This window comes from Streptomyces sp. NPDC091281, from assembly GCF_044757425.1.
In the GTDB taxonomy this organism is placed as follows: Bacteria; Actinomycetota; Actinomycetes; order Streptomycetales; family Streptomycetaceae; genus Streptomyces.
Genome location: NZ_JBIVUY010000002.1, coordinates 217,014 through 230,883 on the forward strand (window position 1 = coordinate 217,014; position 13,870 = coordinate 230,883).

The window sequence follows — 13,870 nt, forward strand, 5'->3', positions numbered from 1 at the left end:
GCGCGCGGGAACCGTACGAAAGGCCGCAGGACCTCCCGACCGCCCGCGCACCGGACCAGCCCCGCCACTCTGAGACAATGCTGTGCATGGCTTCTGACCGTCCCCGCGTGCTCTCCGGAATCCAGCCCACGGCAGGCTCGTTCCACCTCGGCAACTACCTCGGCGCCGTCCGCCAGTGGGTGGCCCTCCAGGAGTCCCACGACGCGTTCTACATGGTCGTCGACCTGCACGCGATCACGGTCCCGCAGGACCCCGCGCAGCTCACCGCGAACACCCGGCTGGCCGCCGCGCAGCTCCTCGCCGCGGGCCTCGACCCGGACCGCTGCACCCTGTTCGTGCAGAGCCACGTGCCCGAGCACGCGCAGCTCGCCTGGGTCATGAACTGCCTCACCGGCTTCGGCGAGGCCTCCCGCATGACCCAGTTCAAGGACAAGTCCGCCAAGCAGGGCGCCGACCGCGCCTCCGTCGGTCTCTTCACGTACCCGATCCTCCAGGTCGCGGACATCCTGCTCTACCAGGCCAACGAGGTGCCCGTCGGCGAGGACCAGCGCCAGCACATCGAGCTGACCCGCGACCTCGCGGAGCGCTTCAACGGCCGCTTCGGCGACACCTTCACCATCCCGAAGCCGTACATCCTGCGCGAGACCGCGAAGATCTACGACCTCCAGGACCCGACGATCAAGATGAGCAAGTCGGCGTCGACGCCGAAGGGCCTCATCAACCTGCTCGACGAGCCGAAGGCCACCGCGAAGAAGGTCCGCAGCGCCGTCACCGACACCGACACGGTGATCCGCTACGACGCCGAGCACAAGCCCGGCGTCAGCAACCTCCTCACCATCTACTCCACCCTCACCGGCGTGAGCGTCCCGGAGCTGGAGCAGCGGTACGAGGGCAAGCTCTACGGCGCCCTCAAGACCGACCTCGCGGACGTCGTCGTGGACTTCGTCACCCCGTTCCGCGACCGCACCCAGCAGTACCTGGACGACCCGGAGACCCTGGACTCGATCCTCGCCAAGGGCGCCGAGAAGGCCCGCGCCGTCGCCGCCGAGACCCTGTCCCAGGCGTACGCGCACGTGGGCTTCCTGCCCGCCAAACACTGACGGCGCACCCCCGCACACGCGCCCCGTCCCGCAGAGCGCTGCACATCACTTCCGCTGCGCCTGCCCGGATCGCGGCGGTGGCCGTACAGTCGATAGCCGTACGACTGAGTACGAACCCGGCATCACCGGTGCGCACCCTCGCGCACCGGACTTCCGACGCGACGAAGGAGACGACGTGGGGACCGTAACGATCGGCGTGTCGATCACGGTCCCGGAGCCGCACGGCAGCCTGCTCCAGCAGCGGCGCGCGGGCTTCGGCGACGCCGCCGCGCACGGCATCCCCACGCACGTCACCCTGCTCCCGCCGACCGAGGTCGACCCCGCGGACCTGCCGGTGATCGAGGCGCACCTCGCGGCGGTCGCCGGGGCGGGCCGCCCGTTCCCGATGCGGCTCTCCGGCACCGGCACCTTCCGGCCGCTCTCCCCGGTGGTCTACGTCCAGGTCGTCGAGGGCGCCGCCGCCTGCGCCTGGCTCCAGAAGCAGGTCCGCTCACCCGGCGGCCCCATCGCCCGCGACCTCCAGTTCCCCTACCACCCGCACGTCACCGTCGCCCACGGCATCGACGAGGCGGCCATGGACCGCGCCTACGAGGAACTGGCCGACTACGCCGCCGAGTGGTCCGTCACCGGCTTCGGACTGCACGAACAGGGCGCCGACGGCGTCTGGCGGCAACTGCGCGAGTTCCCCTTCGGCGGTCCCGTCGTGCCCCCGCAGGGCAGCCACGTCGACCGCGGCACCCTGCCCGCCCGCTGACCGCCCGGCCGGACCGACCCGCTGACCCGACCGGACGCGGGTCACAGGTTCAGGCGGCGGGCCAGGTCGGAGACGAACACGCCGCGCGGGTCGAGGTCCGCGCGCAGCGTCCGGAAGTCGTCCAGCCGCGGGTACATCGCGGGCAGCAGCTCCGGCCGCAGCCGCGTGTCCCCGGCCAGCCGCACCCGGCCGCCCGCCGCCGCGACCTCCTCGTCGAGCGCGTCGAGCAGGGGGCCGAGACCGGGCAGGTCCGCCGGGAGGTCCAGCGCCAGCGACCAGCCCGGCACCGGGAACGACAGCCAGCCGGGGCCGCCCGCCCCGAACCGCCCGAGCACCGCGTGCGTCGCGGGACGCCCGTGCCGGGCCAGCCGCCCCATGATCCGCCGCAGCGCCACCTCCCGCCCCTGACCGACCACACACCGGTACGCCACCGACCCGCCCCGGCCCCGCCCGCCGTACGGGCGGACGTACGGCAGGCCGTCCGGGGACGCCAGGAAGGCCGCCAGCGACCGGAGTTCGCCCGTACGGGCACGCGGCGCGGTGCGGTACCGGACCTCCCCGAGCAGCGCCGCCGCCCGCCGCGACAGCGGCCCCTCCGGCACGCACGCCGGGCCCATGGGGAGGGGCAGCGGCAGCGACAGGGGCAGGCGGAGCGGCGGCACCGGGCCGAGGGCGGACGCGGAGCGGCGGGCGCGGGCGGGCAGCGCGGCCAGGGGCGCGTGGTCGGCGCGGGTCAGGACGCCCCGCCCGGTGGCCGCGCCGCGCGCGAGGAGGTCGACGCGGGCCACCTCGTACGGCTGCCGCCGGGCGCCGTCCGTCATGCGGGCCAGCAGGTCGTCCAGGTCGGTGGCGCGCTCGGTGGCGACCGTCATCAGGGCCGTCTCCACCGGCCGCAGCCGGAACGTCGCCGTGAGGATCGGCCCGGTCAGGCCGAGGCCGCCCGCGGTCGCCTCGAACAGCGGGGTGCCGGGGCGGACCGAGCGGATCGTGCCGTCGGCGGTCAGCAGCTCCAGCGACACCACGTGCCGCGCGAACGAGCCCGCCGTGTGCTGGTTCGCGCCATGGGCGTCGGCGGCGATCGCCCCGCCCACGGTCGTGTGCCGGGCGTCCGGCGGCACCGGCACGCACCAGCCCAGCGGCAGCAGCGCCGCCGTCAGCCGCCGCAGCGAGACACCCGCGTCGCACAGGACGGTGCCGCCCGCCACGTCGACGGCGTGGATCTGGTCCAGCCCGGTCATGTCCAGCACGGCCCCGCCCGCGTTGCGCGCCGCGTCCCCGTACGCCCGTCCCCGGCCCCTCGGGATGCCGCCGCGCGGACCGCAGTCCCGGACGGCGGTCACCGCCTCCTCGTACGACCGGGGGCGGATCAGCCGGGCGGTGGGGGCGCTGACGGCGGGGGCGGTGGCGGCGGCCGTGCGGGCGCGGTCCGGGGCGGCGGCGGTCTCGGCAGACATGTCGGTGACCGTAGCGCCCGAGGGTGACCGATTCGTGCCTGAAACTTTTCACCCTCCCCGAAATGGGTGATTAATGGCATTTCACGCAATAGTTCCGGAGCGGTGGGAGACCCGGCCGTCCGGCGGCGGGGAACAGTGGGCCTGCCGCATGGACGGAGATCCGGGGTAGACGGACCCCGTGTGCGGCACCGGCCCGGTCGGGCCGGCGTATCGGGCGGAACTAACGAGGGCAGAGTCGGATCATGGACTGGCTGAAAAAGCTCCCCGGCATCGGACCGGCGATCACACGCCTGACGCTCACCCACGCCTGGCGCTCCTACGAACGGCTGGACCGGGTGAAGTGGGCGCGGCTCGCGGCCGCGATGACCTTCACCAGCTTCCTCGCGCTGTTCCCGCTGCTCACCGTGGCCGCCGCGATCGCCGCCGCGGCCGTCAGCCCCGAGCAGCAGCAGAAGTTCCAGGACAAGATCGCCGAGCAGGTGCCCGGCATCTCCGACCAGCTGAACATCGACAGCCTGGTGCAGAACGCGGGCACCGTCGGTCTCATCGCCGGTGCCGCGCTGCTCTTCACCGGCGTCGGCTGGGCGGGCTCGATGCGCGAGAGCCTGCGCGCGGTGTGGGAACTCCCCGACGAGGAGGAGAACCCGATCCTGCGCAAGGCCAAGGACTTCGGCATCCTGCTCGGCCTCGGCGGCGCGCTGCTGGTCACGCTGGCCACCTCCACCGTCGCCTCCGCGCTGGTGGGCTGGATCACCGACCAGCTCGGCATCGACAAGGCGGGCTGGGGCGGCCTCCTGCTGCGCACCGCGGCCTTCGCGGTCGCCGTCCTCGCCGACTTCCTGCTCCTGCTGTACGTCCTGACGCTGCTGCCCGGCGTCGAGCCGCGCCGCCGTCGGCTGGTGGTCGCCGCGCTGACCGGCGCCGTCGGCTTCGAACTGCTGAAGCTGCTGCTCAGCGGCTACCTCCAGGGCGTCGCCGCGAAGAGCATGTACGGCGCGTTCGGCACCCCCATCGCCCTGCTGCTGTGGATCAACTTCACGTCGAAGCTCGTCCTGTTCTGCGCCGCGTGGTCGGCGACGGGCAGCAAGGCCGACGAGGCGGCGGAGGCCGAGGCCGCGGAGGCCGAGGCCGCCGAGCGGGCCGAGAGCCCGGAGGGTGCCGAGGGTGCCGGGAGCGCCCCGGGCGCCGACGGCACCGACGAGGGGAAGACCGCGGCCCCGGAGGCCCCGGAGGCCCCGGAGGCCCCGGAGGAGGACGCCCGCGGCGGACGCCCCGTCAGCGGCGGCGGCGTACCAGGTCGGGCAGCGGCCAGCGGCGGTTGACCAGGAAGGCCGCCCCCGCGAGGAGCACCAGGACCCCGCCGGTGATCGCCAGTGCGGTGCCGACCCCGCCGGAGCCGCGCTCGGCCACCGCGCCCGCGACCGGCTTCCCGGACCCGGCGGCGGCGCCCCCGGCCTCCCCGCCGGCGTCGCCGCTCGGCTTCGCGCCGGGCTGGGCGCTGGCCTGGGCCGCGCTCTTCGGCGGGACCAGCTCACCGATCGGGGTGACCTTCCCGGCGGCGGCGAAGCCCCAGTCGAAGAGGGCCGCGGTCTCCTTGTAGACCTCGTTGTGGTCGTCCTTGCCGGGGTTCATCACCGTGACGAGCAGCACCCGCCCGTCGCGCTCCGCGACGCCGGTGAAGGTGGCGCCCGCGTTGGTGGTGTTGCCGTTCTTGACGCCCGCGATGCCCTGGTACTGGGAGATGTCGTAGTCGCCGGTCAGCAGCCGGTTGGTGTTCTGGATCTCGAAGGTGCCGCGCTTGGTCTTGCCCTTCTTGTTCTTCGTCGTCTCGCCGGGGAACTTGGCGCGCAGCGTCGAGCAGTACTCGCGGAAGTCCTTCTTCTGGAGCCCGGAGCGGGCGAACAGCGTCAGGTCGTACGCGGAGGAGACCTGGCCGGGCGCGTCGTAGCCGTCCGGGGAGACCACGTGGGTGTCGAGGGCCTGGAGTTCCTCGGCGTGCTCGTTCATCTGCGCGACGGTGCCGGGGACGCCGCCGTTCATCGCGGACAGCACGTGTACGGCGTCGTTGCCGGAGCGCAGGAAGACGCCCAGCCACAGATCGTGCACGGAGTACGTCTCGTTCTCCTTTATGCCGACCATGCTGGACCCGGAGCCGACGTCCGCGAGGTCCGCGGGCTTCACCTTGTACTGGGTGGCGCGGGGGAACTTGGGCAGCAGCGTGTCCGCGAACAGCATCTTCAGCGTGCTCGCCGGGGGCAGCCGCCAGTGCGCGTTCTGCGCGGCCAGCACCTGCCCGGACTCGGCGTCGGCGACGATCCACGACCGCGCGGTGAGGTCCTTCGGCAGCACCGGCGCCCCGCCCGCGAGCTGCACCTGCGGCCCCGGCCGCCCCAGCGCCTCGCCGCCCACCGACGACATGCCCGCCGGGGGAGCGGGCGTCGGCGAACCGGACGCGGAGGGCTTCCCCGACGCTGCCCCGGACGGCGCGGGCGACGACGGCGCGGGCGACGAGGGGGACGGGGACGTCGCCGTCGGCGTCGGCGTGGGGGCCGCCAGGGTGACGGGCGCGGTCAGCGCAAGGGACGCGAAGGTCGCTGAGGTGACCAGCAGGAGACGCCTGGCGGTCTGCTTCGAGGGTGCGGGCACGACGGAGAACGTACCTGCCGACCGCCGCGACGGCGTACCCCCCTCCCCACCCCCCTCACAGAACCGGACAGGCGGCGGAGATACTGAACCCATGAAGCTCAGCCGCCCGGTCTCCTGGTTCCTGCTCGCGTTCGGGGTGTGGAGCTGGGTCATCTGGGTCACTTTCGTCAAAAACCTGATCAAGGACGGCAGCGGTCTCGCGTTCGACGACGGCGACCCGACGGCCTACTTCTGGGTGCACCTCACGCTCGCGGTCGTCTCCTTTGTTCTGGGGACGGTCGTAGGAGGCATCGGGTTGCGCGGCGTCCGCGCGTTGCGCCGTACGTCATAGCCCGTCCGCCCCACCCGACCCCTGAGCCCCCTGCGAGGGATACGACACCGTGGCCATCCTCTTCGTGCTGCTCGCCCTGGCGGTCCTGGCCGTGCTCGCCGGGGCCAACTGGTACCTGTGGCGGCGCCTGTTCCGGGACACCACCCGCGCCTCCGGGTGGGTGCGCCGCGGCGGTGCCGTGCTCCTCGCGGGCGGCTGGGTGCTGGCGATCGCCGCGCTGGTCGCGGAGCGCTCCGGTGCCCCCTTCTGGCTCCAGAAGGTCCTCGCCTGGCCCGGATTCCTGTGGCTGGCCCTGTCGATCTACCTGCTGCTCGCCGTGGTCGCGGGCGAACTGGTCCGGCCGCTGCTGCGCCGCTGGCTGGAACACCGCGACCGCCGGTCGGCGGCCCCGGCCGGCAGCACGGAGACGGCCGGCGGCACGGGGGAGGCCGGCAGCACGGTCCCGGCCGACGCCCCGGTGACGGCGGACGCGGCGGCGGAGACGGCCGCACCGCGCCCGCACCCCGTCCCGGCGGGCGGCGGCACCCCGGCGGCGGGCGGCGCGGACGAGGCCGTCGGCGCCCCGGAGGCGCCCGAGCGGAGCGACCGCCCGGCCGCCCCCTCCCGCCGTCTCTTCGTCTCCCGCGTCATCGGCGGCGCCGCCGCGGTGGCCGCCGTCGGCACGGTCGGCTACGGCACCTACGGCGTCCTCAACGGCCCCACCGTCAAGCGCGTCACCGTCCCGCTGGCCAAGCTGCCGCGCGCCGCGCACGGCTACCGCATCGCCGTCGTCAGCGACATCCACCTGAGCCCCGTGCTCGGGCGGGGCTTCGCGCAGAAGGTCGTCGACACCATCAACGGCACCCAGCCCGACCTGATCGCCGTCGTCGGCGACCTCGTCGACGGCAGCGTGAAGGACCTCGGCCCGGCCGCCGCCCCCCTCGCCGGGCTCGAGGCGCGCGACGGCGCCTACTTCGTCACGGGAAACCACGAGTACTTCTCCGGCGCCGAGCAGTGGGTCGAGGAGGTGCGCCGCCTCGGGCTGCTCCCGCTGGAGAACGCCCGCACCGAACTGCCCTGGTTCGACGTCGCCGGGGTCAACGACATCGCGGGCGAGGACGACGGCCAGGGCCCCGACTTCGCGAAGGCGCTCGGCGACCGCGACACCGCGCGGGCCTGCGTCCTCCTCGCCCACCAGCCGGTCCAGATCCACGACGCCGTCGAGCACGGCGTCGACCTCCAGCTCTCCGGCCACACCCACGGCGGCCAGCTCTGGCCCGGCAACTTCATCGCGGCGGGCGCCAACCCGACCGTGGCCGGACTGGAGCGCTACGGCGACACCCAGCTCTACGTCTCGCGCGGCGCCGGTGCCTGGGGCCCGCCCACCCGCGTCGGCGCCGAGTCCGACATCACGGTCATCCGCCTCGCCTCCCGGCAGGCCTGAACCGACGCCCGCCCACCGACCCGCCCCGCCGACCTGCCCGGCCGACCCGCCCGGCCGACCCGCCCGCCGACCTGCCGGGGGGCGCGCCCCATGTGATCCCGCGCCCCGGGCATGCGCCCCCGCGCCACCGGGCAGGGACCCCTCGGTACACCATGTGGCGGAGGTGTGGACAGGGGTGAGGAGCAGCCGTGCCGAGACGCGAGTCCTTCCGGCTGCCCCGGCATCCGGCCTCGGTGGGCCTCGCCCGGCGCCGGGTCCGTGAGCACCTCGCCGCCTGGGGACACGGCGCCGACGACCGGGCCGCCGGGGACGCCGTCCTCGTCGTCTCCGAACTCGCGACCAACGCCGTCCGCCACGGGCCGCCGCAGGAGCGGGAGTTCGAGGTGGCGGTCACCGCGCTCGGCGACGGCGCCTGCCTGGTCGAGGTCTCCGACGGCGGCCGGGACACCCCCCGCCTGCGCCCGGTGACCGACGCCGACGAACACGGCCGCGGCCTCCACCTCGTCCAGCACCTCGCCACCACCTGGGGCGTCCGCCACCGAGGCAGCCACGGGAAGACGGTCTGGGCCCTCCTCACCCGACGCCCCCACCCGGAGCCGACGTAGCCGCACGCCCGGACCGCGCCCCCGGCGCCCCTTACCCCTGCCGCACCCCCCGCCACGGCAGGTCCACCGTCACCGCGAGGCCCTTGCCGGGGGCCGTGTCGACCGTCACCTCGCCGCCGTGGGCGTCGATCACGCCCTGGACGATGGCCAGACCGAGGCCGCTGCCCGCCGCGCCGCCCGCGCGGAAGAAGCGGTCGAAGACGCGGCAGGCGTCCTCGGGGGAGAGGCCCGGCCCCTTGTCGGCGACCGTCAGGCGGACCGTCTCACCGGTGCGCCGGACCGTGAGGGCGACCGGCACGTCGGGCGGGGTGTGGGTGCGGACGTTGGCCAGCAGGTTGCCGAGGACCTGGCGCAGCCCGGACTCGTCGGCGCGGACCAGGACCGCGCCGTCGGCGTCCACCGACACCGGCCGCTCCGGCTGCTGGGCGCGCAGGTCCTCCGCCGCCTCCCGCATCAGACGGCTCACGTCCACGTTCCGCAGCCGCAGTTCGGGCCGCTGGTCGAGGCGGGCCAGGGTGAGGAGTTCGTCGACGAGCCGCCCCATGCGGTCCACCTCGCCGTTCATCCGGTTCCAGGCCCGCCGCCGGTCGTCGGGGTCGCGCAGCATGCCCTGGTCGTAGAGCTGGAGGTAGCCGCGGATCGCGGACAGCGGGGTGCGCAGCTCGTGCGAGGCGTCCGCGACGAACCGGCGGAGCTGGGCCGCGCTGCGCTCACGCGTGCGGTACGCCGTCTCCACCTGGTGCAGCATCGAGTTGAGCGCCAGCCGCAGCTGCTCGACCTCCTGGGTGGGGTCGTGCCGGGACGGCACCCGCCGGGTCAGATCGCCCTCGGCGATCGCCGACGAGGTCTCCACCATGTCCTCCAGTGGCCGCATCCGCCGCCGCACACTGAACAGGGTCAGGCAGGCCAGCAGCGCGATCAGCAGCGACCCCACCGCGAAGTCCAGCTTCAGCGCCTTGTACATGCCCTTGTGGAGGGCGTCGGTGGAGGTCGCCATCAGGACGTACGTGCCGTCCGTGAGGCGGGTCGCGGTCACCCGGTACGAGGCGTCGTGCACCGTCAGATCGCGCGGTTCCGGGGCGCGGGTCAGCCCGGCGACGTCCCGCACGGCCCGCGCCAGCGCGGTCTGCGTGTCCGTCGGCTCGTCACCGAACACGGTCAGCACCCGGCCCGCCTCGTCGACGGCGGCGAACACCGAGTCCGGCTTCGGGCGGGCGTCGGCGTACTCGGCGAGCAGCCCCTCCCGGAACACGGCGACCGCCGCGAGCGAGTCGATCTGGCGCAGCGTGAGCGACGAACGGGCCAGCGAGTCACGGGTGGTGAGGAGTTCGGAGTCGACCTGGCCGACCAGGTAGTGCCGCATGCCGACCAGGCTGACGGCGGTCGCGGCGATGATCCCGAGCGCCAGCAGCGCCACGTTCGCCAGGGTCAGCTTGACGCGCAGGGAGTGCATGCCCCGCCGGTGCAGCCGCCTCACGCCAGCCCGTACCCGACACCCCGCCGCGTGGTGATCACGGGCGGTCCGAGCGCGTCCAGCTTGCGCCGCAGATAGCTGATGTACGTCTCGACGACCGTCGACTCCGGCGGCGTGTGCTCGTACTGCCAGACGTGCCGCAGGAGTTGCTCCTTGGGCACGATCCGGCCGCCGTTGCGGACCAGGAACCGCAGCAGCGCGTACTCCGTCGGCGTCAGCTCGGCCGTGCCGCCCGCGCGGTGCACCGAGTACGTCGTCTCGTCCAGCTCCAGGTCGCCCCAGCGCAGCAGGGCCCGCCGGGGCAGCACGTCGTCGGGGCGGGTGCGGCGCAGGACGGCGGTGACACGGGCGACGACCACGTCGATGTCGAACGGCTTGGTGATGTAGTCGTCGCCGAAGCCGAGCGCGCCGACGATCTCGGCGGGCGCGTCCCGCGCGGTGAGGAAGACCAGCGCCAGCTCGGGCCGCCGGGCGCGCAGCTCCCGCCCCAGGGCGCGGCCGTCGCCGTCGGGCAGCATCACGTCGAGCAGCGCCACGTCCGGCCGGGTGCGTTCCGCGAGGTCGAGGCCCTCGCGGACGGTGCCCGCGGTCATGACGTCGAAGCGGTGGAAGCGCAGCGCGATGGCGAGGACGTCCGCGATGCTCGGCTCGTCCTCCACGATCAGCACGCTGCCGGGGGCCGTCGTCATGCCCCCAGTATCGGCGCCGCCCGCCGCGCCCGTCCCGGATCGTGCTTTGGAGTTCCTTGAGAGTCACCCCCGTTCCGCGCACCCGCGCGCGGGAGCCGTCGATGCTGGTGCCAGGACCCGGGGGAACCGATCGGACGACGAAGGAGCTTGGGCGTGGCGGCATTGGCGCGATGGTGCTATCGGCACCGGTGGGTGGTCCTGGTGGTGTGGCTGGGCGTGCTGGGCGGACTGGGCTTCTCGTCCTCGTCCGCGGGCACGGACTACGCGAACGTGTTCTCCCTCCCCGACACCGACTCCAAGAAGGCCTACGACCTGATGGAGAAGGCGTTCCCGGAGCGCTCCGGGGACACCGACACGGTGGTGTGGAAGGTGGACGGCGACGCGTTCGGCTCGGTGCGCGACGCGGCCGTCCAGGACCGGCTCCGGCCCGTCCTCGACGAGATCGGCAAGATGAAGGGCGTCGGCGGCGTGACCAGCCCCTACGCGGGCGAGGCGGGCGCGGCCCAGATCAGCCGCGACGGCACGATCGCGTACGCGCAGGTCACCTTCACCGACCAGGCCAACGCCGTGCCCAAGGAACTCGTCGAGGACGTCGTCGACACCGCCCAGGGGGCCCGTACGGACGGACTCGACGTCGAACTCGGCGGACAGGCCATCCTGCGGGTCCAGGAACCGCCCACCGGCCTCGCCGAACTGGTCGGCCTCGGCGCCGCGGCGATCGTGCTGTTCCTCGCCTTCGGCTCCCTCTTCGCGATGCTGCTGCCCCTCGCGGTGGCCGTCTTCGGCGTCGGCACCGGCCTGTTCTCCACCCAGCTCCTCAGCCACGTCACCGACATCCCCGACCTGGCGCCGCTGCTCGCCTCCCTGATCGGCCTCGGCGTCGGCATCGACTACGCCCTCTTCATCGTCACCCGCCACCGCAAGGGCGTCCTGCGCGGCCTCGACCCGGAGGAGGCGGCGGTCGTCGCCCTCAACACCTCCGGCCGGGCCGTGCTGTTCGCGGGCGGCACCGTCTGCATCGCCCTCGCCGGGATGCTGGTGACGAACCTGCGCTTCCTCGACGGCGTCGTCATCGGCACCTCCCTCACCGTCGTCCTCAGCGTCCTGGCCGCCACCACGCTGCTGCCCGCCCTGCTCGGCTTCCTCGGCCCGCGCGTCCTCAGCCGCAAGCAGCGCCGCCTGCTGGCGGAGCAGGGGCCGGAGCAGGAGAAGGCGAGCGGTCCCGCCGCCCGCTGGTCGGCCACCGTGCAGAAGCGCCCCCGCACGATCGCCGTGCTCGCCCTGGCCGTCATGGCGGTCCTCGCGATCCCCGTGCTGTCGCTGCGCCTCGGCGCCACCGACCAGGGCAACGACGACACCACCACGACCACCCGGCAGGCCTACGACCTGCTCGCCGAGGGCTTCGGGCCGGGCTTCAACGGGCCGCTCCAGGTCGTCGTCGCGAAGGGCGACGCCGCCGCGCTGGTCACCGGCATCGAGGCCACCGACGGGGTCGCCCAGGTCGTCGCGCTGCCGCCCGCCAACGGCGTCACCGTCGTCCAGGTGGTGCCGACGACGTCCCCGCAGTCCGTCGAGACCGACCGGCTCATCGACACCCTCCGCGACGACGTCATCCCCGACGCCGGGGCCGAGGCGCACGTCGGCGGGGTCACCGCCGTCTCCAAGGACTTCGCCACCGTCACCGGCGACCGGCTGCCGCTGTTCGTCGCCACCATCATCGGCCTCGGCTTCCTGCTCCTGCTGCTGGCGTTCCGCTCGCTGGTGGTGCCGCTGACGGCGGCCGTGATGAACCTGGTCGCGGCGGCGGCCTCGTTCGGTGTCCTGGTCGCCGTCTACCAGTGGGGCTGGGGCCTGGAACTGCTCGGCCTCGGCAAGGAGGGCCCGATCAACGCCTTCCTGCCGGTGATCATGCTGTCGCTGCTCTTCGGCCTCTCCATGGACTACCAGGTGTTCCTGGTCAGCCGGATGCACGAGGAGTGGGTGCACACCCGCGACAACGCCCGCGCGGTCCGGGTCGGCCTCGCCGAGACCAGCCGCGTCATCAACTCGGCCGCCCTCATCATGGTCTGCGTCTTCCTGGCGTTCGTGCTCAGCGGCGACCAGAACGCGGCGATGGCGGGCGTCGGCCTCGCCGCGGCGGTCGCGCTGGACGCGTTCGTGCTGCGCACGGCGCTCGTCCCGGCCGCGATGCACCTGCTCGGCGACGCCAACTGGTGGCTGCCGACCTGGCTGGAGAAGCGGCTGCCGCACCTCGCGGTGGAGCCCGCCGAGGAGGCCGTGGAGCCGCAGGGCGCGGCGGACGGCCCGGCGAGCGTCGTGCACGGCTTCGTCCGCGACCCGGCCGGTGACCCCGTCCAGGGCGCCGCGGTCACCCTGATGTCCAAGGGCGGCCGCCAGCTCGACCGGGTCCTCTCCCTCGCCGACGGCTCCTACATCCTGTCCGTCCCCGGTCCGGGCACCTACCTCCTGGCGACGACGGCCCCCGCGTACACCTCCCGCGCCCGCCAGGTGATCGTCACCGGCGAACCTCTGGTGTACGACGTGGAACTGGCGTCCGACGGGGCCGACGCCCCCCGCTGACACGCCCCGCTGACGCGCCCCGCGCGCTATCCCGGCGGCCCGGTCCCGGACCGGGCCGCCGGGTCCGGCAGTGCCTTCGTCATCCCCGGCAGGAAGTCGGTGAACAGCTCGTGCACCTCCTGCACCAGCGGGCGCAGCACCCGGAAGCGGGCCAGCGTCACCCCGCGCGCGGTGAGGCGCGCCCCGCGCTCGGCGAGCCGGTAGCTGCGCTCGCGGCCCTCGGTGCGGTCGAAGATCCAGTACAGGACGAGGCCCATCTGCGAGAGCCACATCAGCTCGGGCAGCGCCTCCCGCAGCTCCGCCGGAACCTTCGCCTTGGACCCGGCGAGCACCTCCCGGTGGACGGCGATCGCCTCCTCGCGGGCCCGCCGCGACTCGGGGGAGAAGGGACTGAGCGGGCTGTCGGGGTCGGCGGCGTTCTTGAAGAACTGCACCGCGAACTCGTGGTACGGCGTCGCCACGTCCAGCCAGATCCGCAGCACGCCCGCCAGCCGCGCCTCCAGAGAGGTCTCCCGGGCCAGCAGGCCGGTGATCGCGGCCCGGTGCTCGGCGGCGAGCCGGTCGTAGAAGCCCTGGATCAGGTGCTCCTTGCCCGCGAAGTAGTAGTAGGCGTTGCCGACCGAGACCCCGGCCTCCTGCGCGATGGCCCGCATCGTCGTGCGGTCGTACCCGCGCTCCTGGAAGAGCCGCATCGCCGTCTCCAGGATCAGCGCGCGGGTCTGCTCCGATTTGGAGAGCGCACCCGGCGCGGCGGACCCTCCGGACGACGGGGGCGGGGGCGGCGGGGCGGCCCCGGCGGGGCCTTCGCTGTTCA

At 74.0% G+C, this 13,870-nt stretch carries 12 protein-coding genes; 7 read left to right on the forward strand and 5 right to left on the reverse strand.

The window, feature by feature from the left end:
* Positions 1 to 86: 86 nt before the first annotated feature.
* Entirely contained in the window at positions 87 to 1,100 is a 1,014-nt protein-coding gene (gene trpS, locus ACIQPQ_RS05465) for a tryptophan--tRNA ligase (protein ID WP_401300033.1), read from the forward strand.
* A gap of 175 nt (positions 1,101 to 1,275) precedes the next feature.
* Positions 1,276 to 1,854, forward strand: coding sequence for a 2'-5' RNA ligase family protein (locus ACIQPQ_RS05470; RefSeq protein ID WP_401300035.1), 579 nt, complete (start codon positions 1,276 to 1,278; stop codon positions 1,852 to 1,854).
* Between the two features lie 41 nt (positions 1,855 to 1,895).
* On the opposite strand, the gene ACIQPQ_RS05475 is transcribed toward ACIQPQ_RS05470, so the two are convergent.
* Complete coding sequence (locus ACIQPQ_RS05475) at positions 1,896 to 3,308, reverse strand: FAD-binding protein (protein WP_401300038.1); 1,413 nt, start codon at positions 3,306 to 3,308, stop codon at positions 1,896 to 1,898.
* Between the two features lie 242 nt (positions 3,309 to 3,550).
* Between ACIQPQ_RS05475 and ACIQPQ_RS05480 the strand changes: the two genes are divergently transcribed.
* Positions 3,551 to 4,630, forward strand: a complete 1,080-nt coding sequence (locus ACIQPQ_RS05480) for a YihY/virulence factor BrkB family protein (RefSeq protein WP_401300041.1) — start codon at positions 3,551 to 3,553, stop codon at positions 4,628 to 4,630.
* On the opposite strand, the gene ACIQPQ_RS05485 is transcribed toward ACIQPQ_RS05480, so the two are convergent.
* A complete protein-coding gene (locus ACIQPQ_RS05485; RefSeq protein WP_401300044.1) occupies positions 4,584 to 5,954 on the reverse strand; it encodes a D-alanyl-D-alanine carboxypeptidase family protein in 1,371 nt (456 codons plus the stop codon). The genes ACIQPQ_RS05480 and ACIQPQ_RS05485 overlap by 47 nt on opposite strands.
* A 91-nt stretch (positions 5,955 to 6,045) precedes the next feature.
* Between ACIQPQ_RS05485 and ACIQPQ_RS05490 the strand changes: the two genes are divergently transcribed.
* The 3 genes from ACIQPQ_RS05490 (at position 6,046) to ACIQPQ_RS05500 (ending at position 8,313) form a co-directional block, all read left to right on the forward strand.
* Entirely contained in the window at positions 6,046 to 6,285 is a 240-nt protein-coding gene (locus ACIQPQ_RS05490; protein ID WP_383770608.1) for an SCO4848 family membrane protein, read from the forward strand.
* Between the two features lie 49 nt (positions 6,286 to 6,334).
* Entirely contained in the window at positions 6,335 to 7,708 is a 1,374-nt protein-coding gene (locus ACIQPQ_RS05495; RefSeq protein WP_401300046.1) for a metallophosphoesterase, read from the forward strand.
* A gap of 188 nt (positions 7,709 to 7,896) precedes the next feature.
* A complete protein-coding gene (locus tag ACIQPQ_RS05500) occupies positions 7,897 to 8,313 on the forward strand; it encodes an ATP-binding protein (protein ID WP_401300049.1) in 417 nt (138 codons plus the stop codon).
* Positions 8,314 to 8,344: 31 nt separating this feature from the next.
* On the opposite strand, the gene ACIQPQ_RS05505 is transcribed toward ACIQPQ_RS05500, so the two are convergent.
* Complete coding sequence (locus ACIQPQ_RS05505) at positions 8,345 to 9,766, reverse strand: sensor histidine kinase (RefSeq protein ID WP_401300052.1); 1,422 nt, start codon at positions 9,764 to 9,766, stop codon at positions 8,345 to 8,347.
* Between the two features lie 20 nt (positions 9,767 to 9,786).
* Positions 9,787 to 10,476 carry a response regulator transcription factor gene (locus ACIQPQ_RS05510; RefSeq protein WP_401300053.1) on the reverse strand — a complete coding sequence of 230 codons (690 nt, stop codon included), beginning with the start codon at positions 10,474 to 10,476 and terminating at the stop codon, positions 9,787 to 9,789.
* A 162-nt stretch (positions 10,477 to 10,638) separates the two neighbouring features.
* On the opposite strand from ACIQPQ_RS05510, the gene ACIQPQ_RS05515 reads away from it, so the two are divergent.
* Positions 10,639 to 13,056 carry an MMPL family transporter gene (locus ACIQPQ_RS05515; RefSeq protein WP_401301487.1) on the forward strand — a complete coding sequence of 806 codons (2,418 nt, stop codon included), beginning with the start codon at positions 10,639 to 10,641 and terminating at the stop codon, positions 13,054 to 13,056.
* Between the two features lie 26 nt (positions 13,057 to 13,082).
* Here ACIQPQ_RS05515 and ACIQPQ_RS05520 read toward each other — a convergent pair whose 3' ends face one another.
* Positions 13,083 to 13,748, reverse strand: coding sequence for a TetR family transcriptional regulator (locus ACIQPQ_RS05520; protein ID WP_401301490.1), 666 nt, complete (start codon positions 13,746 to 13,748; stop codon positions 13,083 to 13,085).
* Positions 13,749 to 13,870 lie beyond the last annotated feature (122 nt).